Below are 20,391 nucleotides of genomic sequence, written 5' to 3'. Positions count from 1 at the left end.
GCAATGACACAGAAAAATGCATAGCGTTTTCTAAAAAAGAGTATCTTTTGAAGGATAAAAAAATACACTAGTTTAAAATCATATCCTATTTAAAATAATAATTATGAGAACATTAAAACCCTTATTCACCTTACTATTTTTAGCTGTTTTAAGTTCGGGTTACAGTCAAAAAGTTTTTACAGAGAAAGACATTCAAATCATTCCAAAACCCAATCAGCTGGTTTTACAAACAGGATCATTTGAGTTTTCTAAGAATACCGTATTTGTTGCCGCAACAGATTTTCAAAAAGATATTTCGAACGCTTTAATAAACAAGTTTGGAGCTGCAGCAGGCTGGCGCCCAATTATTGGAACAAAGGCGCCAAAGAATAATTACATACAATTTAAAGTTGATTCAAATCTTCACAATGAAGCCTACAAATTAGAAATCAATAATAATACAATTACCGTTACAGCAAAGGGGAATGCAGGTTTTATCTACGGATTAGAAACCATTAGACAATTGCTTCCAACAGCAATCGAAAGTAAAAACGCTGTAAACCTTGCAAAATGGGAAATTCCGAATGTAACGATTACGGATGAACCTCGTTTTCAATGGAGAGGTTTAATGTTGGATTTATCACGTCATTTCTTTGATAAAAATTATATTTTGGCAACAATCGATCGTTTGGCAATGCACAAAATGAACGTTTTGCATTTGCATTTAGTAGACGATCAAGGCTGGAGAATCGAAATTAAAAAATATCCAAAACTAACAGAAGTTGGGGCATGGAGAGTCGATCAGGAAAATTTAGCATGGAATGCAAGATTGCTTACAAACCCTGATCAAAAAGGTACTTACGGCGGATTTTTAACTCAAGAGGAATTAAAAGAAATCGTAAAATATGCTGCAACAAAAAATGTAGAAGTTGTTCCTGAAATCGAAATGCCGGCACACGTAAGCAGTGCAATTGCTGCGTATCCAGAATTAGCGTGTTTTGATCAGCGTATTGGTGTACCGTCTGGTGGATTATGGCCTATAACGGATATTTACTGTGCAGGAAAAGAATCTACATTTGAGTTTCTTCAGAACGTAATTGATGAAGTAATTACAATATTCCCTTCAAAATATATTCATATTGGCGGTGACGAAGCAACAAAAACAAACTGGGAAAAATGTCCGCATTGCCAAAAAAGAATGAAAGAACATGGCTTAAAAAATGTTCATGAACTGCAAAGTTATTTTGTAAAAAGAATGGAGAAATACATCAATTCTAAAGGCAAAAAACTTATTGGCTGGGATGAAATTTTAGAAGGCGGATTAGCTCCAGAAGCTACCGTAATGAGCTGGAGAGGAACTAAAGGAGGAACAGAAGCAGCACAGCAAGGTCATGATGTTATTATGACTCCAGAATCTCCTTGCTATTTTAATTTTTACCAAGGTCCTCAAAATGAAGAACCATTAGCTTTTGATGCGTACAATCCTTTAAACAAAGTTTACGAATTTGATCCCGTTGTATCTGGAATGACACCGCAGGAAGCGGCACATGTTTTGGGTGGACAAGCTAATTTATGGGCAGAATTTCTTTCGGCACCAAAAGATTCGGAATATATGATTTTTCCAAGATTAGCAGCTTTATCCGAAGTTTTATGGAGTTCTAAAGAAAGCCGTAATTGGAATGACTTTACAGCCAGACTAGCACCGTTATTAAAACGTTACGATTATTTAGGAATCAATTATGCAAAAAGTGCTTATTTAGTTACAGCAGTTTCAAGTGCAGATATAGCTAAGAAACAAATTAATGTGAGTTTGAAAAATGAGTTTCCAAATCCAGATATTCGATATGTATTAGGGGATAAAACGTTAGATATAAATGCTGTAAAATATACAAATCCAATTCAGTTTAATCAAACTACAGTTTTAAAAGCTTCTCTATTTCAAAACGAAAAACCAGTTGGAAAAACGTTTACAGATACTATTGTATTTCATAAAGCAGTGGCGCATAAAGTCAATTACTTAACACCATTTAATAACAGTTACAAAGGCGACGGTCCTTTTACGATGGTAAATACAATTCGTGGATCTAAGAACTTTCATGACGGACAATGGCAGGCTTGGCTGGTTAACGACATGGAACTTGTTATTGATCTAGAAAAACAAGAAAGTGTAAAAGAAGTAATTGTTGGAACTTTAGAAAGTCAAGGTGCGGGTATATTTTTCCCGATACAAGTAAAAGTTTTAGTTTCAAATGACGGTATCAAATACAAAGAAGTCGGCAAAATATCACGCCCATATGCATCTAACCCAACTTCAGAGTTAAAAGATTTTAAAATCAATTTTGAAAAAAACAATGTTCGATTCATAAAAGTAATCGCGTCAAACTTAAAGAAAAGTCCAAGAGGCGAAAGCTCTTGGTTGTTTGTGGATGAGATTTTAGTGAATTAAGATGGATTAAATAATTAAGAGATAAACTATGTCAAAGTTTTAAACCAGAGATGTAAGGAACTTTGATAAAAGCTTAAGATTGAAGTTAGTTTGCGCATTTTTGTCATTTCGACGAAGGAGAAATCTTCGCGAGTAGCTCTACAAAGATTGTCGCTTTTGATTGTGGAGTTTCTTTCGAAGATTTGCTTCGCCTGTTCGCTATCGCTCGAGTCTCCTTCGTCGAAATGACAATGATCGTGGTTATTTAGTGTAAAACTAAAGTTCCTTGCAATCTAAGTTCAAATTTTTGCAGTAAAACCAAACCAAAAAAAATAAACCAAAGATGAAAAAAGTAATAGTATTAATCGCAGTATTATTTTCTGCACAAATGTTCTCTCAGGCTATTTACGAAGACGAGCGTTATGTGCCGGAAACAGATCCATTAGTTTTAAAAAACTTAGAACAATGGCAAGGTAAAAAGTTTGGATTATTAATGCACTGGGGAACATACAGTCAGTGGGGAATTGTAGAATCATGGTCGATTTGTCCTGAAGATTATGGATGGTGCGAGCGTAAAAAAGGCAGTAATCCGGGTAATTACAGTCAATATGTAAAAGAATATGAAGGTTTAAAGAAAACCTTTAACCCAACAAAGTTTGATCCTGTAAAATGGGCAAAAGCGGCAAAAGCGGCAGGAATGAAATACATGGTTTTTACCACAAAACACCATGACGGATTTTCGATGTATGATTCTAAATACACAGATTACAAGGTAACTGATAAAGAATGTGCTTTCAGCAGTAATCCAAAAGCGGATATTTTGAAAGAAGTTTTTAATGCCTTTAGAAATGAAAATATTTCAACAGGAGCTTATTTTTCTAAACCAGACTGGCACAACGAAAATTATTGGGATCCTTATTTTCCTCCGTTTGATAGAAACGTAAATTATGATCCAGCACTATATCCTGAAAAATGGCAGAAATATGTTGATTTTACCCACAATCAAATTTTAGAAATTTTAACCAATTACGGGAAAGTTGATATTTTATGGCTTGATGGCGGCTGGGTAGAAAAAGGAGATCAAAAGAGTATTAGCGAGCACTATAAATCTAAGTTTTTAGAGAACACATCTAAAAACGGTTTTATAAAACATAGAGTGGTAAGCCAAGATGTTAAAATGGATGAATTGGTTGTAAAAGCACGTCAGAAACAACCTGGTTTAATTGTTGTTGACAGAGCAGTTCATGGTAAGAATCAAAACTACTTGACACCTGAAAATCGCGTTCCTGAAAAAACACTTCCTTATCCTTGGGAATCTTGTATTACTTCTGGCGGCGGCTGGTCGTACACTCCAGATGCAAAATATATGACAGGCAGACAAGGGATTCATATGCTTATTGATGTAGTGGCAAAAGGCGGTAATTTATTGTTGAATGTTGCACCAAGTCCAGAAGGAGAATGGCAGCAGGGAGCTTATGATTTATTAGCTTCTTTTGGAGACTGGATGAAAGTAAACAGTACTGCAATTTATGACACCAAACCAATTGCACCTTATAAGGAAGATAATATTTGTATGACACAGAATAAAGCAGGAAGTGTTTACTTGTTTTATCTAGCAAAAGAAGGAGAAGAAAAAATTCCTGCAGAGATTACATTAAAATCGATTAATCCTAAAAAAGGAACAAAAATTACAATGTTAGGTTCGAAAATACCACTGAAATGGACTAAATTTGCGGACGGATTTAAAGTTACAATTCCAGAAAATTTACGTAATAATTTACCATGTAAAGAAGCTTGGACTTTAAAAATTGAAGCGATTAACAGATAGAGAATTAAATATGATTTTTAATAGTAAAATAACACAGGCAGCATGTTTTTTCAGCATGCTGTTTTTTAGCATAAATACTTTTGCCCAACAACCTGCAGATTTTGTAAATCCGCTTATAGGGACTTCTAATTATGGAGCTACTTTTCCTGGACCGATTGCTCCAAGAGGAATGGCAAGCATAAGTCCTTTTAATGTAGCTGGACGACAAAATAGTTTAGAAAAAGACAGTCAATGGCTGTCGAATCCTTATGTAAACGAGAATACATTCTTAACCGGATTTAGTCAGGTAAATTTAAGTGGTGTAGGCTGTCCTGATTTAGGTGTTATTTTGTTAATGCCAACAACAGGAGCGGTCGAAACCAATCACTTAAAATATGGCTCTACTTATTCTAAAGAATTGGCTAAAACCGCTTATTATAGTGTAAACATTGATAAATATAAAGTTAAAGGAGAATTTACGGCTTCGAAAAGAGTAGGAGTAAGCAAATTTACTTTCCCGAAAGGGCAGTCTAATATTTTGTTGAATCTTGGTTTAGGATTAACTAATGAAGAAGGAGCGATGGTAAAAGTTGTTTCTTCAACAGAGATTGAAGGAATGCGTTCTGTAGGTTCATTTTGCTATAATAGTCCTGAAGACGCTTATCCTGTTTATTTTGTAGCCAAGTTTTCGAAACCAGCAAATAATTTTGGCGTTTGGAAAAATACACCTAAATACGAAGGTACAGAAGCACAATGGATGGGTTATAATGGTAAAACCCGAATGATGAAAAATACGATTAAAACGGTTGTTGGAGATAGCATTGGGACTTATTTCACCTATCAATTTGATAAAGAAGAAACTGTTGAAGTAAAAATAGGAGTTTCGTATGTAAGTATTCAAAACGCTCGTGAGAATCTGGAAAAAGAAACGGGATATAAATCATTCGATGATGTTTATAAAGAAACATTTAACGAATGGAACGAAGAGCTTTCTAAAATTTTGGTAGAAGGCGGTTCTTATCAAGATAAGGTTATTTTTTACACAGCCTTGTATCATACTTTAATTCATCCCAATACTTTAAATGATCTTAACGGAGAATTTCCTCAAATAAAAAGAAGTAAGATTGGTAAAACCTTGGGTACCCGATATACAGTGTTTTCTTTATGGGATACCTATCGCAATATGCATCCGTTAACTTCTTTAGTTTATCCTAAGCAGCAATCTGATATGATAAAAAGTATGCTGCAAATGTATGATGAAAACGGGTGGCTGCCTAAATGGGAATTGAATTCGACGGAAACATTTACAATGGTTGGAGATCCTGCGAGTATAGTTATAGCGGATGCCTGCTTAAAAGGAATTCAGGATTTTGATATTTACAAAGCCTATCATGCCATGCTGAAAGGAGCGGATCAAATTGAAGAAAATCCGCTGCGTCCAGGGCTTAAAGAATACCTTCAAAAAGGATATTTGTCTACAAATTATCATGGATCAGTTTCAACAACAGAAGAATATAATGCTTCAGATTATGCAATTGCACTTATGGCAAAAGCCTTAGGAGAAAAAGAAGATTATAAGCGGTTTTATAAACGATCATTATCCTATCAAAAATTATATGATAAAGACTTAAAATTACTTCGACCAAGAACAGCTGACGGAAAATGGTATGAGCCTTTTGATCCTAATGCAGGAGCTAATTTTCAGGAAAATGTTGGATTTATAGAAGGCAACGCATGGCAATATGCTTTTATGGTGTCGCATGATATAAAAGGACTTATTAAATTAATGGGCGGTGATAAAGTTTTTTCAGACCAATTGCAGAAAATTTTTGACATTAAACAATTTGATATGGCAAACGAACCAGATATTGCTTATCCTTATCTATTCAATTATGTAAAAGGAGAGGAGTGGAAAAGTCAGGAAATGGTTAAGAAATTGGTGAGAGAATATTTTAGAAATGAACCAAAAGGATTACCTGGAAATGACGATACAGGAACCATGTCAGCTTGGCTTGTGTATTCTATGATGGGAATTTATCCAATATCTCCGGGAGATCCAATTTATACCATTACAACACCAATGTTTGATAAAGTAACAATTAAGTTAGATTCAAGGTATTATAATAAAGAAAATGTAGTAATTGAAAGAGTAAAGAATACTGACGGAAAAATCAAAGAAATTCAGTTAAACGGAAAAACATTAAATAGTTTTTTTATGAATCATGATGATTTTGTAAACGGAACAACGTTAAAAGTCATTCAGGAATAATTAGAATAAAAGTCTATTTACAATTAAAGTAAAAAAAGACCATTCAATTGAATGGTCTTTTTTTTTGCTTCATAAGCTAATAAAAGAAATTAGGATTATTTTGTTTTTACACCAATTTCAGCAACAGTAATATATCTGCCGTCTACAGTTGTTTTTCCTGTAAATTTGATATATCGGGCTTTTACTGATGCTTTTAAAGTAATGTTTTGCTCAACAAGATTGCTTTTAATATTAGCAAATTCACCTTCAGCAATTGTAGTCCAATTTGTATTGTCGGTACTTACTTGCCATTGGTAATCTTTGACAATTCCGCCAGTTCCGTTTTGGCGAGGTAAGTATGATAAAGATTTGATTTCCAATTCTTGTCCCATGTCAATAACTATGAATTGTGGCAAAGGCATTAAAGATGTGTTATCTGCGGTACTCCAAATAGTTTCTGCATTTTCATCAATAGCATGTGATGTTTGTTCATTTTCGAAAGAAGCAGTAACTATTTTCCAGTCTTTTTTGCAAACATTAAAGGATTGAATGGCAGTTTCACCAGATTTCATATCCATTCCAAAAGATTTGGCTTTAATATCGCCAGAAGTTAAAAACGAAAAAGCTTCTTTATAAATTGGTGAGTGTATAGTAGGTTCTGTTCCGTCAATTGTATAATGAATTTGATTCACAGTTGTTTCAGTAGTGATAGAAACAGTACCATTTTTGTCTCTTTTAATTTTTGGAAGAGGCAATTGTTCTGGTTCCTTAAAAACACCTACATCGCTTAAAGTGATACAAACAGGAGATTCTACAATGCGGATTCTCAATTTTGAAGTTGTAATATAATTTGGTAAACGTACCAATCGATTAGCGCCAATACTTGTCGCTTCGGCTATTTTTTTCCAATTTTTATTAGCGAAAGCTTCAATTTCGACTTTTTCAATACGTTGACCTAATTTGATATTTTCTCTTAAACGAATGATATTAAAGGTTTGCTCTTTATCCCATTCTAAAGTTATAAATGCTTTTTTTACATTATCACTTGTTGCCCAATACGAGTAACGATCGTTATCAGTAAGATTTTTGGTCCCGAAAAAGATTTGGTTCTCACCTCGAACTTCCGAAGCTGTAATCACAGCAGATTGCGCAAGATTATTAGAAAATGTCTGCTTTAAAAAATCTCCAAAATCTTTCAACGCTTTTACATCATTTGGATGCAATATGCCTTCTGTTGTAGGTGCAAGACCAATATCCATACCAGCACCACGACCTACAGATTTACAGTAAATTTCAAACAATTCCGAAACTGATTTTACGTGATTGTCTTCGTTAGCATGATAAAACCAGCCATTTCTAAGCGGCACATCACACTCAGCAGGTTTCCAGTACTTACCATTTCGAGTTCCAGTTGGCGCTTTTTCATAATTAGTTTCTCCTGGCACAGCCACCGTTTTTCCAGCTATTGGTTCAGGCGTAAAAGTAGCCCAAGAAGTTTCGTCTGCAAAACCTCTTTCGTTTCCTACCCAGCGCACTTCACCATTATCAGAAAAGATAACAGCTTCAGGCTGCAATTCTTTAGAAATTGCCCACGTTTTGTCCCAATCATAATAAGTAGCACGGTCAATACTTCGGCTTTCTTTTTTGCCTCCGTAATAGCCGTCGCCGCCATTTGCACCATCAAACCAAGTGATGAATAATTTACCGTAGTTCGTGTATAATTCTCTTAATTGATTACGGTATTTAGTAACATACTCAGGTTTTCCATAATCTTCATTATTTCTGTCCCAAGGCGAACAATAAAGTCCGAATTTCATTCCTGCATTGCGTGTTGCGGTTTCAAATTCTTTTACCATATCGCCTTTTCCATTACGAAACGGACTTGCGCTAATGTTGTAAGCTGTTGTTTTTGTCGGCCATAAACAAAATCCATCATGATGTTTAGCCACAAAAATAACGCCCTTAAAACCACCAGATTTTGCTGCGTTTACAATTTGACTGGCATCAAATTTTGTTGGATTAAATATTTTAGGATCGGCATCGCCATATCCCCATTCTTTATTCTGAAAAGTTGTAGGCGTAAAATGGACTAAAACATATTGCTCGATTTCGTGCCAGCGTAATTGCGGTTCGCTTGGCAATGCGCCGTACGGAACAGGAGCGCTGATTCTTTGAGCTGTCACAGATAAAAAGGCAAGACATCCCAAAATTGTTATTAATTGTTTTTTCATCTTTAGAATTTAATATTTTATTTAGAATCTTAAATCACTTTAATTACAACAGCTTCTTGTGCGGCTAAAGAAGTTCTAAGTTCTTGCGGAATTGTAACTTCAATACCGCCGCTTACTTTTTTACTGGCTAGTTTTTGTTTAGTACCCAATAAAGAGACTTTTAAACCGCCTTTTTTATCCGTTTTGATAGTGATTGATGCTGGTAGCTCTTTTTCCTCTTTTGATGGCATATAGATGCCGTAAACAGCATTTCCTTTTTGAGTATAACCCACTTTTCCGTCTAAGTATGGTGCAACAGGTTTAGTGTCGTAGATAGCTTCGCCATTTGCAGCTAACCATTTTCCAACATTAGCTAAAGTAGTCTCAATTTTTGGATCAAATTCTCCTTTGGCATCTGGACCAACTCCCAATAACAAGTTTCCGCCTTTAACAACAATGCTTGTCATTAATTGAACGACTTCTTTTGAAGATTTATAATGATCATTTGGTACCCATCCCCAAGCTCCACCAAGAGTAATGCAGCTTTCCCAAGGCACGCTTAATGGTTTTTCAGGTGTTTTTTGTTCTGGTGTTAAATAGTTTTCATATTCACTAGGAACCCAGCGGTCTACAACGAGCATACCTGGTTGTTTTTTGCGGGCAGTTTCTGAGACTAATTTCATGTCAATATCCATATCATAAGGATATTTGCAAAACTCTTCTACTTTTTTATTTATGGTTGAAAGCGGTCGAACCCAGCAGCCATCAAGCCAAAGAATATCAACTTTACCATAATTTGTAGTCAATTCGTTCAGCTGATTTTGAGTGTATTGCACATAACTTTTCCATCTTTCAGGAAATTTAGTAATATCGTAAGTTGGGTTTCTGTCTTTTGGCGGATAATACGGCCACCAAAAAGTTTCGGTTGTCCAGTCAGGCTTCGAGAAATAAACACCAACAGCCAAACCTTCTTTTCTTGAAGCATCTAAAACATCTTTTAGTACATCGGCTTTTGCGTTTTTGCTATACGGCAATTCTGGATTTGTGATTTTAAAATCAGTAAATTTCGAATCATACATGCAAAATCCATCATGATGTTTGGAGGTAAATATCATATATTTTGCCCCTGCATTTTTGAACATTTTAGCCCACTTTTCTGAATTTAAATTCGTAGGATTGAGTTTGTATTTTGTATTTCTATAATCAGTAGCATATTTGTAGTAATCGTTGTAACCATCTCTAGTTACCCAATCTTCAGGAGCTAATCCCCAAGATTCAACGGTTCCTAATTGAGTGTAAAGCCCCATGTGGATTAATACACCAAATTTGTAACCCTGCCATTTGTCAAGATTTGCTTTTACTAATGGATCTTTTGGTGCAATATAACCTGCTTCTTCAGATTTGTTGGCTTCCATGCTGAAATCACCTTGGGCATGCAGCGAGAAGGCACTGGCACAGACTAATGCTGTAAATAATAATTGGAATTTGTTTTTCATTGTGGTTGTTTGTTTTATCTGTATTTGGTTAGATAGCTTTTTATTTAATATTTTTTGGATATTATTAATTTCAACACATAGTACTGAAGTTATAGGACTATGTGTTGAAGAAATTTATAGTATACAGAAGAGATACTTAGAAACGAATCAATAACAAGTAATATGTTATTTAAGATAAAAATCAGGATCGATTAAGCGATTGCCGGTTTCGTCATAAACGGCGTAGTTAAAACCGCTTTGAACACAATATGAACCGTAATCTCCTTTTTTGTTCAAGGCAATAAAACCAACCTGAATGTCTTTTAGATTTTTATTTCGGTTTTTCATCAATTTTACAACTCTTGAAACAGCTTCTTCACACGCTTTTTGTGGTGATCTACCTTGGCGCATTAATTCAACAACCAAGTGGCAGCCCGAAATTCTAATTACTTCTTCGCCATGTCCAGTTGCTGTTGCAGCACCAATTTCGTTATCGACATATAAACCCGCACCAATAATAGGAGAGTCTCCTAAACGCCCGTGCATTTTAAACGCCATGCCGCTTGTAGTACAGGCACCTGATAGATTTCCTGCAGCATCAAGTGCGATCATACCAATAGTATCATGGTTTTCTATATTAGCAATTGGTTTATATTCGGATGTTTTTAACCATTCTTTCCATTCACGTTCTGAATCAGGAAGTAATAAATTTTCTTTCGGAAAACCTTGCGATAAAGCAAATTGAAGCGCTCCATCGCAAACAAGCATAACGTGAGGAGTTTTTTCCATCACGGCACGAGCAACAGAAATAGGGTGTTTTATATACTCAAGACAACCCACAGAACCAATATTAGACATTTCATCCATAATACAAGCATCCAGAGTTACACGTCCGTCGCGATCAGGTCTTCCGCCGTAACCAACGCTTCTTTCTTTTGGATCAGCTTCTGGAACTTTTACACCTGCTTCTACAGCATCTAAAGCGCGTCCTCCTTTTTTCAAAACTTCCCAAGCAGCTTCATTGGCCTGCAGACCAAAACGCCAAGTCGAAAGTACAATTGGTTTTCTTACTTTTCCGTCAAGAAGTTCATTTTGTTCCTCAAGTTCTCCCGCTCGCCCGGCAAAAGAACCGAATGCAACAGCCGCAGATGCCATTGCCGTTTTTTTTAGAAAATTTCTACGATTTGTCATTATTATCTATTTTGTAAATCTGATTGTTTAATATCAGAAATGGGTTTATTTTTAAGCTTCATAAAGTAAGCTTGCAGCTCCTAATAAAGCAGTAGTTTCATTATCTGTTGAAATAACCAGTTCAATTTCGATTCCTGATTCTTCTAATTTTTCTCTAAGAACATTTAAAAACAAGTCTCCTGCATTTGCAATTTTACCGCCAATAACAAGCATACTAACATTAAAACTTTTCAGCCACGGAATTATAATTTCGGCAAGATCCTCTCCAAATTCAGTAAAAGCCTGTATCGCTTTTTGATCTCCATCAACAGCCAAAAGATACAAGTCCAATCCGCTATTAACATGAACGCCACTCAAATTATGATAGCCGTTAAGCAATGCTCTTAAAGAAACAGCATCTTCTGCCATTCCATTTTTGTAAGCAAGATTCCATATTTCTCCATTTGGCGGTACTTTTTGACCAGTGCTTACAATTTTTCCTTTTTTAATAAAACAGGCACCAAGACCAGTTCCTAAAGTAACTGCCATAACATTTTTAGGCAAGTTTTCCATGTTTTTATAAACTTCTCCTTTGCCAAAGCTTTTAGCATCATTTTCAAAAACAATAGGAAGATTTTGATCAAAATCAAAACGTTCTCTCAGCAGATCCTTAATATTTAAGCCGTAAAAGTTTTCATATTTATCTTGGTCTTTAATCCAGCAGGTTCCTTCTTCATAATCAAACGGACCAGGAATTGCCAAGGCTATTCCAGATAAATTTTCTAATTGTGGTTTTTCTAAAACTGCACGAATCGCATTTTCCCAAAAATCCATTACTTCATTGGTAGGCAGATTGGAATCAAAAGAAACCTTAAAAAGGGATTCTTTAAAAACTTTCATCTCATTAAGATCAACAACTGCAGAAGTAATATGTGAACCGCCGACATCCATCGCTATTGCAAATCTTTTTTCCATTTTTTTAGTTTTGTTCTATGTTATTTTTCGTTTTTAATTGTTACTCTCAAAAAGCAGCGGCATCCTAGAAATTGTTTGTTTTTTTCTGAATTCTAATTTGCGATCATATATTACAAACTAATTAACAGGGTTGCCAAAAGGTTGTTTATTCTGTCTTAAACGATTACCGTTTGTTTTGTATTCTTTAAATTTTCGTTAAAAGTAATTGTTTTTTATCGAAATACTAAATCGTATTAGTAAATAAATATCAGTCTGCTTTTTTTGAACATAAAATCATGATTTTGCGGTTTTTAAATTGTTTGTTATTGAAAAAAATCAAGCGTTTTGGCAGACCAGTCATTGTCGAAGAAACCGCTTACTTTCATATTAGGCAAACCGTTCAAAAGTAAATCAGTTTTAAAGATCATTACATCAGGAAAACCAGTAATTCCAGAAATATAATTATTTGCCCAAGTTGCCTTCATTCCTTTTTCTGAAGTTCCAGTAACAACACCAATCATTGCCGTTTTACTGTCGTTTCTCGGTACCACAAAATAAGCAGCTAAATCAGATCCTTTCAATATTCTGCTGCCAATTTTTACCTGTTGATTGTCAACTTGAATAGGAGCATTTTTCAGTACTAGTTTCCAAGCGCTATTATTAGAAGCATTTCCATAAATAATTACGTTTCTATCTTTGTATTTATCCAATGAAAACTCGCTGTCGGCAATCACATCAATGCTTCCGTTTCCTCTATAATAAAAAGTTTCGGCATCAAAACGAGCTCTGTTTAAGTACCATTCGCGCTCAGAAGCTGATCCGCCTGTAGCATAAACAAAAACCACATTGTTGTTAAAAGCGAATTTGAAACCGCCTTGACGATCACCATATTTTTGATTCGTATTGATCTCGTTAATCAAAGACCATTTGCCATCTTTTAGAGCTAGAATTGCTTTTTTATCAGTTGCTGTTTTTAAGATTTGATCGTTGATGTTGATTGTGATTTCGCCTTTTAAATCAAGAGAAACCAAGTCAAGTTCCATTATAGAAACATTTTTCGTTTTAATGGTAATTTGTTCTTTTTCTATTTTTGCATTAATATTTGAAAAATCAAACGGAAGAATCTGCTGCTGCAGTTTTATCCAATAATCAGTTGAAGAAACAGCAGGAGAAGCGGTATGAAAATCAATTTCTTTAACTTCTTTATTCGCTGGAATAGTTTGGCGTTTGAAAAATTCGAAAATAGGAAACCAATCTACAGAATGATCACCATACCAATGTTCTCCGCCTGGATATTCATAATAACAAAAGTTGGGATGGAAAGTTCCTAGAATTTGTCGCATTTCTCGCACTTGCGAAATTGGAACAGTCGAATCGGCATCGCCATGCAGTATATAAACGCCAGATTGTTTTAAGTTTTGAACAAGACTTCTAACGCGGCCTGAGTTCGCAGAACGTTTGATAGGACCATAAGCTTTAAACATATCATGCATTTCATCGCCTTTATCAAACCCATAAGTTGCAATATCAGGATAAGAGGCGCAAGGTGCAATTGCAGCAAATTTACTTGGATATGTCGTTCCTAGAAACCAAGTTCCGTGACCACCCATTGAGTGACCTGTTAAGTAAGTTTGAGCAGGAATAGTGTTGAATACTTTTTTAGCTTCTGCCAAAACTTCCATTGCATCAATTCTTCCCCAATCTTCCCAGTTAAAACCAAACGGACGACGGTTTGTTGCGGCAACAATATGCGTCCAGTCTTTTTGTTTGTAAGCTCTTGCTTGATTTCTGGCTTCAACAGAAGCACCATGAACTGAAAGTACTAAAGCTTTTGGACCGCTTTCTAATGCAGGAGCAATGCTGTAATATTGTACGCTGTTGTCGACCTTACTTACAAAAGTACGTTCATGGTGAACAGTCGCAGAACGTTGCTGAATAGGAAATTCAGTTTTATCAATTACCTTTCCGCTTTTATCTGTAAGCGTTAGTTCGATCTTCAATTCGCCTGTAAAATTGGCTTTTGCTGCGGGAACTTTAAACTTTACTTTTCTAACAAACAAAGGCATAATAGCATCTGTTGCGTAAACTGCAGTTTCTCCGCTTGATAATTTTGCTTTGATCACTAGGTTTTTCAGCTCTTTTTCTGTTGCATTTATAACACGAACAGAAGCCCATTTCTCGTCATTTTCACCATTAATAACATCCGGTAAAGTTAAATCACGTTTGGTAAACTGTATACTTTTTGAAGGCACGACAAGTTTTGATTTCACACGTCCAAAACGACCTTTTGTGTACACAAATTCATTTATACCTTTACGAAGTTTAAACGGAATCAATGTGTATCCGAAATCATAATGATCACCTTCATGCGGGAAACCATTAATATAAGTGCGAGTGCCGCCGGTTGTTTCCAACAGTACGATTTGTTCTTTTGGTGCATTATATTCCGTAAATAAAAATGCCGATCTCATATCCTTGCCACTAAAAACGCCGACAGAATCTACTTTAATAGGCTGCCAATCTCCTTTTTGTTTGTTTGGATTTACAAATTTCCCAACTGAATATTGCCAAGCTACAGGATCTTGCCCATTAAAAAGCGTTCCCGATTTTTTATCAGCGGGAAGAGTAAAACCTGTACTGAAATTGTATAAAACGTTCCCCTCAGCGGTTGTAACAATTTTTTCTTTTCCAAAATATTCAACAACATTACCAGTAGTTTTGGTTTGTGCAACAGCGTTTACACTCAGGCCAATAAGGAAAATCACGATGGCTTTTTTCATTTTTATTTTAGTTTTAGTTTTTTCAGTTTTACTCCAAAATCGTTTCAAAATAAATTTTACCTAAAATTTTAAATTTGAAGAGTAAAAAACGATGAATTGTATGGTATTAATGAAAGGTTTTGTTTTAAAAGAAAACCTTTCTGTATTTTGTTTTTTAGTTTTTTTGAATGTTTTTGAGAAATCTCTTCCTAATTATAAAGTCCATTTTTTTTATACAATCACCTCTATTTTATCTTTGATTATTTGCATAATCTGTCAATATATCAAGGTAAAGCATAGAAAAAATACTGCTGTTTTTTTTGTAATAAATGAAAATTAATTACTCATTTTCGTCTTTATTTTTATATTTTTCAAACTTAGTAAATCGATTTAGTATTCTCGTATGAATTTTTTATTATTTTTGTTTTTTGGGAAATTTAAAATTATATCTAAAAAAAATAAGTGATTAATTCGATTTTATCCTTATTTAATTATTAATTATCATTACTATTCTGAAAATGAAAATTGTAAAGACTAACATTGCTTCTTATACCAATACATCATTGTCTGTATTCTCGCGTGAAGAATCTTTTTTTCAGTCGCCTTTTCATTCACATCCAGAATTTGAGTTGGTATATATTTTAGAAAGCCACGGAAAAAGAATTATTGGAAATTCTGTTGAATCATTTGAATCTGGCGATATGGTTTTTCTGGGAGATGATATTCCGCACGTTTGGCTTAATGATGAAATTTTCTATAAAGGAATTAATAGTTTAAAAGCCAAAGCGATTGTAATCTATTTTAGTCGAGATCTTTTTGGAACCTCTTTTTATGAACTTCCCGAAGCGCAGGAAATCAAAAAGTTTTTTTCGCAGGCTATAAAAGGAGTTTCGATTACTGGACAAACAAATGCTATTGTTTCTAAAAAATTAGAAAAGCTGCTCAAGAAAAAAGGTTTTGAAGTGGTTATGGGATTAATCGAGATCATATTCCTTTTGTCAAAAAGTAAAGATTTAAGATTTATAAATGACAGTTCGTATGTTTCGGTAAGCGATGACAATAAAAATGATCGTCTGGCAGAGGTTTTTAAATACGTAAAATCAAATTTTAAAGAAGAAATATCACTGGATGAAATTTCTAAAATTGCCAATTTAACACCTACATCTTTTTGTAGAATGTTCAAGGCTAAAACCAAAAAGCCTTTTGTAGAATATCTTAATGAAATTAGAGTTTCTAATGCTTGCAAATATTTAATCGAAACAGATTTAGGCGTTTCTGAGATTGCCTATGAGTGCGGTTATAAAACAGCTTCAAACTTCAATAAGCTGTTTAAAAAATTAATTGGTACAACGCCAAAGGAATATAGAAAGAAAGCATTAGTCTAGTTTTAGATTCCTTATTCTATTTATAAATGCAGGTCATATTTATCTGAAAAGATAAATACAGCGCTATTTTGCTAAAACAGCTTTATTTCTGCAAGAAAATAGAAACAAACTGTTTGAATTTATAAAGAATAAAAAGCAGATATTCTTTTAAAAGGCTAAAAAAATCGGGATTGCATTATTTTTTCTTCCTTTTTTTATGAAATTAATTGTAAAGATAATAAATGCTTAATTAATGATAATTTTGGAGTAATATAAGACTTAATAATACGATAATTTTATTTTTTTGAGATTGCATCAAAAAGGAGTGTCAAAATATATAAAACGTTTTAGTAAATAAGTTAGTTTTTACTTAAAAGAAAGGCACTCTGTTTTATAATAAGGTATAAGTTTAGAAAAACATAATTGTAGCATATGAAAAGCAGATTAAAACTAGTATTATCCGTTTGTTGTTTTGCCGTAGGAACTTTGTCTCAGGCGCAAGGAGATATTATGCCGGAGAATGAAAAAACACCTGCAGATACTTATATTGCTCCAAAGGATAAAGCCGTTAAAGAAAACTTGGCCAAATGGCAGGATTATAAATTTGGAGTTCTTATTCATATGGGATTATACAGTCAGCTAGGAATTTGCGAATCGTGGGGATTGGCTCCCGAAGATTGGGTGACTCGCAATGGTTATGACGATTACGATTCTTTTGCTTCAGATTATCGCGGAGCACGATTTAGCTTGAATCCTGTAAATTTAGATTCAGAGAAATGGGCAAAAATGTTTAAAAATGCCGGCGCAAAATATTTGATTTTTACCTCAAAACACCACGATGGATTTTGTATGTACGACTCAAAATTTACCGATTTTAAAATCACAAATCCGAATTTGCCAAGTGCTAAGAATGCAAAACCAGACGTATTAAGAAATGTTTTGGATGCTTCTAGAAAAGAGGGATTATCAGTAGGAATTTACTTTTCGAAACCAGACTGGACTTCACAAGATTTCTGGTGGAAGTATTACCCGCCAAAAGATCGAAATCCAAATTACGATGTAAAAGCACATCCTGAAAGATGGCAGAACTTTGTAAAATACACTCAAAATCAGTTGAATGAATTAACAACAGATTATGGTAAAGTTGATATTCTTTGGCTTGACGGAGGATGGGTTCGTCCAGCAAAACAAATTGAAGGAAAAAAGAACCGTCAGAACTTAGATATCGATATGAAATTGATTGCTGAAACGGCACGTAAAAAGCAGCCTGGACTTATTGTAGTTGACCGTTGGGTACCGGGTGAATATGAAGATTATCTAACTCCTGAGCGCAAAGTACTCGAAAAACCAATCGCGGTACCGTGGGAAAGTTGTGTTACTCTTGGCAACGATTGGGGCTGGGTGCCAAATGATAAATATAAATCAGGAACAGAAGTAATTCAGTTATTAACTGGAATTGTGGCAAAAGGCGGTAACTTACTGCTTGGCGTTGGTCCTGACGGAAAAGGTGATTTTGAACCTAAAATACAAAAAGCCTTAACCGAAGTTGGAAAATGGCTGGATGTAAACGGTGAAGCAATTTATGGTACAAAACCAATCGCTCCATATTCTGAGGGTAATTTGTATTACACTTCAAAAGGAGAAAAAACAGTTTTTGGAATTTATCTTCCATCGGCAAATGAAAAAGAAATCCCTTCTGAAATTATCATCAAGAATGATATAAAAGGCAAATTAAATGTGGTGCTTTTAGGAAGTAAAACAAAGTTAAGTTATAAAAAAGTAAGCGGTGGAATCAGTGTTTCGGTTCCTAAATCGCAGCGTGCAGAATTGGCAAAACAAGCAGGGATTGTTATTAAAGTTAGTGCCTAGAAAAAGTTTTGTATTGATTTTATATAATTGAAAATAAATTGATTTAGGTAATTTACCTAAAGTTTTAAATAAAGTAATATGGTAACGCAAAAATATTGTCTCGCATTAGATTTAAATGAAGATCCGGTTTTAATGGCAGAATACAAAAAGTATCACGAAAAAATCTGGCCGGAAATTACAGAAAGCATCACTAATTCTGGTATTGAGAATCTGGATATTTATTGCGTTGGCAACAGAATGTTTATGATTATTGAAGCAAATGAAACTTTTACTTTTGAAAGAAAAGGAGAAATGGATGCTAATAATCCTGTCGTACAAAAATGGGAAGAATTGATGTGGAAATATCAAAAAGCACTGCCTTGGGCAAAAGAGGGTGAAAAATGGATGTTGATGGACAAAATATTCGATTTGCATGAAAATAGATAGTCATCAGCATTTTTGGAAATACCATCCTATAAAAGACGCTTGGATTACTGATGATATGAAAGTGATCCAGCAGGATTTTATGCCTTCAGATTTAGAGCCTTTATTGATAAAAAATCAATTCGAAGGTTGTGTGGCAGTTCAGGCAGATCAAAGTGAAGAGGAAACAGGTTTTCTTTTAGATCTGGCAAAAGAGAATGTTTTTATAAAAGGTGTTGTTGGCTGGGTTGATTTATGCGCTGCAAATATTGATGAACGTTTAGAGTATTTTGCCAAGTATGAAAAATTAAAAGGCTTCAGACATATTGTTCAGGCTGAAGCGGATCTTGATTTTATGCTGCAGGAAAGATTTCAAAACGGAATTTCGAAATTGGTAAAACACAATTTTACTTATGATATTTTGATTTTTCCTAAACATTTGGAGAATGCTGCAAAATTAGTTGCTCATTTTCCAAATCAAAAATTTGTTATCGACCATTTGGCTAAACCAGATTTCAAAAATAAAGAATTCAACGAGTGGGAGAAAGGAATTAGAGCAATTGCCAAATTTCCGAATGTAATGTGTAAGGTTTCAGGTTTAGTAACGGAGGCTGACTGGAGTAATTGGACGCGTGAGGATTTTACATATTGCTTAGATGTGGTTACTGAAGTATTTGGAATTGATCGCTTGATGTTTGGTAGTGACTGGCCAGTGAGTTTGCTTGCCGCTTCGTATTCGTCTTCCTGTGATATTGTTGAAGATTATTTTTCGAAGTTTTCGAGAGCAGATCAAGATAAATTTTGGAGCAGTAATGCAGTTCAATTTTATCATTTACAAGGATAATTGAGAACTTAGCTAAAAACATTTAACATAAAAAACTATCTAACCATAATAAAGAATAAATGAACCTTAATTTAAAAGACAAAATAATTATCGTAACCGGCGGTGCAAAAGGAATTGGACTAGGAATCTGTAAGGTTCTGGCTGGTGAGGGAGCTATTCCTGTGATAATTGGAAGAGATGACGATGACAATCAGGCAGCTATAAGACAAATAGAAGCGGAGAATGGAAAAGCTTTGTCTGTAGTTGCAGAATTAACGAATCCAGAGGCTTGTAAAACGGCTATAGATCAAATTATTGCTTTATACGGTCGTATTGATGGATTGGTGAATAATGCAGGTGTAAATGATGGCGTTGGTTTAGAAAGCGGTAATTATGAAAAGTTCATCGCATCGATTCACAAGAACCTGACGCATTATTATTTAATTGCGCAGCACGCTTTGCCAGAATTGAAAAAAACAAAAGGGGCAATTGTAAATATAGGTTCAAAAACTGCCGATACTGGACAAGGGAATACTTCGGCTTACGCAGCTTCAAATGGCGGTCGTAATGCTTTGACTCGTGAGTGGGCGGTTGAATTATTGAAATACGGAATACGTGTAAACTCGGTTATTGTGGCTGAATGTTATACGCCTTTATACGAAACATGGATTAACACTCTTGAAAATCCAGAACAAAAAATAAAAGATATTACAGCCAAAATTCCGTTAGAAAACAGAATGACGACTGCAGAAGAAATTGCAAATATGACTGTATTCTTGTTGTCTGATAAATCAAGTCATACAACAGGACAGCTGATATATGTTGACGGAGGATATACACATTTAGACCGTTCCTTGTAGCGGAACAAATTTGCTTTAACAATACCAAAAAACAGAATAACTAAAT

13 protein-coding genes are annotated in these 20,391 nt (G+C 34.6%); 8 read left to right on the top strand and 5 right to left on the bottom strand.

What is annotated here, in order from left to right; translation table 11 throughout:
- The first annotated feature begins 103 nt into the window (after nucleotides 1-103).
- The 3 genes from BOW55_RS02620 (at nucleotide 104) to BOW55_RS02610 (ending at nucleotide 6,480) form a co-directional block, all read left to right on the top strand.
- Nucleotides 104-2,425: a glycoside hydrolase family 20 protein gene (locus tag BOW55_RS02620; protein WP_129022856.1), complete on the top strand. Its 2,322-nt coding sequence runs from the start codon at nucleotides 104-106 to the stop codon at nucleotides 2,423-2,425.
- A 322-nt stretch (nucleotides 2,426-2,747) separates the two neighbouring features.
- On the top strand, nucleotides 2,748-4,232 hold the full coding sequence (locus BOW55_RS02615; protein WP_129022855.1) for an alpha-L-fucosidase: 1,485 nt from the start codon (nucleotides 2,748-2,750) through the stop codon (nucleotides 4,230-4,232).
- A gap of 55 nt (nucleotides 4,233-4,287) precedes the next feature.
- Nucleotides 4,288-6,480 (top strand): GH92 family glycosyl hydrolase, encoded by a 2,193-nt coding sequence (locus BOW55_RS02610; RefSeq protein WP_371414509.1) that lies wholly within the window; start codon nucleotides 4,288-4,290, stop codon nucleotides 6,478-6,480.
- Nucleotides 6,481-6,575: 95 nt separating this feature from the next.
- On the opposite strand, the gene BOW55_RS02605 is transcribed toward BOW55_RS02610, so the two are convergent.
- The 5 genes from BOW55_RS02605 to BOW55_RS02585 form a co-directional block, all read right to left on the bottom strand.
- Nucleotides 6,576-8,690, bottom strand: coding sequence for an alpha-L-fucosidase (locus BOW55_RS02605; protein WP_129022854.1), 2,115 nt, complete (start codon nucleotides 8,688-8,690; stop codon nucleotides 6,576-6,578).
- A 29-nt stretch (nucleotides 8,691-8,719) separates the two neighbouring features.
- A complete protein-coding gene (locus BOW55_RS02600; RefSeq protein ID WP_129022853.1) occupies nucleotides 8,720-10,165 on the bottom strand; it encodes an alpha-L-fucosidase in 1,446 nt (481 codons plus the stop codon).
- A gap of 165 nt (nucleotides 10,166-10,330) precedes the next feature.
- Complete coding sequence (locus BOW55_RS02595; RefSeq protein WP_206733581.1) at nucleotides 10,331-11,335, bottom strand: isoaspartyl peptidase/L-asparaginase; 1,005 nt, start codon at nucleotides 11,333-11,335, stop codon at nucleotides 10,331-10,333.
- A gap of 51 nt (nucleotides 11,336-11,386) precedes the next feature.
- The gene (locus BOW55_RS02590) at nucleotides 11,387-12,289 is read right to left on the bottom strand and encodes an ROK family protein (protein ID WP_129022851.1); all 903 of its coding nucleotides are present in this window, start codon (nucleotides 12,287-12,289) and stop codon (nucleotides 11,387-11,389) included.
- Between the two features lie 302 nt (nucleotides 12,290-12,591).
- A complete protein-coding gene (locus tag BOW55_RS02585; RefSeq protein WP_129022850.1) occupies nucleotides 12,592-15,048 on the bottom strand; it encodes a prolyl oligopeptidase family serine peptidase in 2,457 nt (818 codons plus the stop codon).
- A 497-nt stretch (nucleotides 15,049-15,545) separates the two neighbouring features.
- Between BOW55_RS02585 and BOW55_RS02580 the strand changes: the two genes are divergently transcribed.
- The 5 genes from BOW55_RS02580 (at nucleotide 15,546) to BOW55_RS02560 (ending at nucleotide 20,345) form a co-directional block, all read left to right on the top strand.
- The gene (locus BOW55_RS02580; RefSeq protein WP_129022849.1) at nucleotides 15,546-16,412 is read left to right on the top strand and encodes an AraC family transcriptional regulator; all 867 of its coding nucleotides are present in this window, start codon (nucleotides 15,546-15,548) and stop codon (nucleotides 16,410-16,412) included.
- Between the two features lie 411 nt (nucleotides 16,413-16,823).
- A complete protein-coding gene (locus tag BOW55_RS02575) occupies nucleotides 16,824-18,260 on the top strand; it encodes an alpha-L-fucosidase (RefSeq protein WP_129022848.1) in 1,437 nt (478 codons plus the stop codon).
- A 78-nt stretch (nucleotides 18,261-18,338) separates the two neighbouring features.
- Entirely contained in the window at nucleotides 18,339-18,686 is a 348-nt protein-coding gene (locus BOW55_RS02570; protein ID WP_129022847.1) for an L-rhamnose mutarotase, read from the top strand.
- Entirely contained in the window at nucleotides 18,673-19,506 is an 834-nt protein-coding gene (locus BOW55_RS02565; protein WP_129022846.1) for an amidohydrolase, read from the top strand. The genes BOW55_RS02570 and BOW55_RS02565 overlap by 14 nt, the downstream gene beginning before the upstream one ends.
- A gap of 59 nt (nucleotides 19,507-19,565) precedes the next feature.
- Nucleotides 19,566-20,345: an SDR family oxidoreductase gene (locus BOW55_RS02560; RefSeq protein ID WP_129022845.1), complete on the top strand. Its 780-nt coding sequence runs from the start codon at nucleotides 19,566-19,568 to the stop codon at nucleotides 20,343-20,345.
- Nucleotides 20,346-20,391 lie beyond the last annotated feature (46 nt).

The organism is Flavobacterium sp. YO12 (genome assembly GCF_004119495.1).
Taxonomy (GTDB): domain Bacteria; phylum Bacteroidota; class Bacteroidia; order Flavobacteriales; family Flavobacteriaceae; genus Flavobacterium.
Note: the sequence above shows the minus strand (reverse complement) of the source record. Positions and strands in the feature narration are given on the sequence as shown.

What these genes read in the sequence shown, in the direction of transcription:
- BOW55_RS02620 (WP_129022856.1), top strand. Translation starts at nt 104, where the DNA reads ATGAGAACATTAAAACCCTTATTCACCTTACTATTTTTAGCTGTTTTA.
- BOW55_RS02615 (WP_129022855.1), top strand. Translation starts at nt 2,748, where the DNA reads ATGAAAAAAGTAATAGTATTAATCGCAGTATTATTTTCTGCACAAATG.
- BOW55_RS02610 (WP_371414509.1), top strand. Translation starts at nt 4,288, where the DNA reads ATGCTGTTTTTTAGCATAAATACTTTTGCCCAACAACCTGCAGATTTT.
- BOW55_RS02605 (WP_129022854.1), bottom strand. Translation starts at nt 8,690, where the DNA reads ATGAAAAAACAATTAATAACAATTTTGGGATGTCTTGCCTTTTTATCT.
- BOW55_RS02600 (WP_129022853.1), bottom strand. Translation starts at nt 10,165, where the DNA reads ATGAAAAACAAATTCCAATTATTATTTACAGCATTAGTCTGTGCCAGT.
- BOW55_RS02595 (WP_206733581.1), bottom strand. Translation starts at nt 11,335, where the DNA reads ATGACAAATCGTAGAAATTTTCTAAAAAAAACGGCAATGGCATCTGCG.
- BOW55_RS02590 (WP_129022851.1), bottom strand. Translation starts at nt 12,289, where the DNA reads ATGGAAAAAAGATTTGCAATAGCGATGGATGTCGGCGGTTCACATATT.
- BOW55_RS02585 (WP_129022850.1), bottom strand. Translation starts at nt 15,048, where the DNA reads ATGAAAAAAGCCATCGTGATTTTCCTTATTGGCCTGAGTGTAAACGCT.
- BOW55_RS02580 (WP_129022849.1), top strand. Translation starts at nt 15,546, where the DNA reads ATGAAAATTGTAAAGACTAACATTGCTTCTTATACCAATACATCATTG.
- BOW55_RS02575 (WP_129022848.1), top strand. Translation starts at nt 16,824, where the DNA reads ATGAAAAGCAGATTAAAACTAGTATTATCCGTTTGTTGTTTTGCCGTA.
- BOW55_RS02570 (WP_129022847.1), top strand. Translation starts at nt 18,339, where the DNA reads ATGGTAACGCAAAAATATTGTCTCGCATTAGATTTAAATGAAGATCCG.
- BOW55_RS02565 (WP_129022846.1), top strand. Translation starts at nt 18,673, where the DNA reads ATGAAAATAGATAGTCATCAGCATTTTTGGAAATACCATCCTATAAAA.
- BOW55_RS02560 (WP_129022845.1), top strand. Translation starts at nt 19,566, where the DNA reads ATGAACCTTAATTTAAAAGACAAAATAATTATCGTAACCGGCGGTGCA.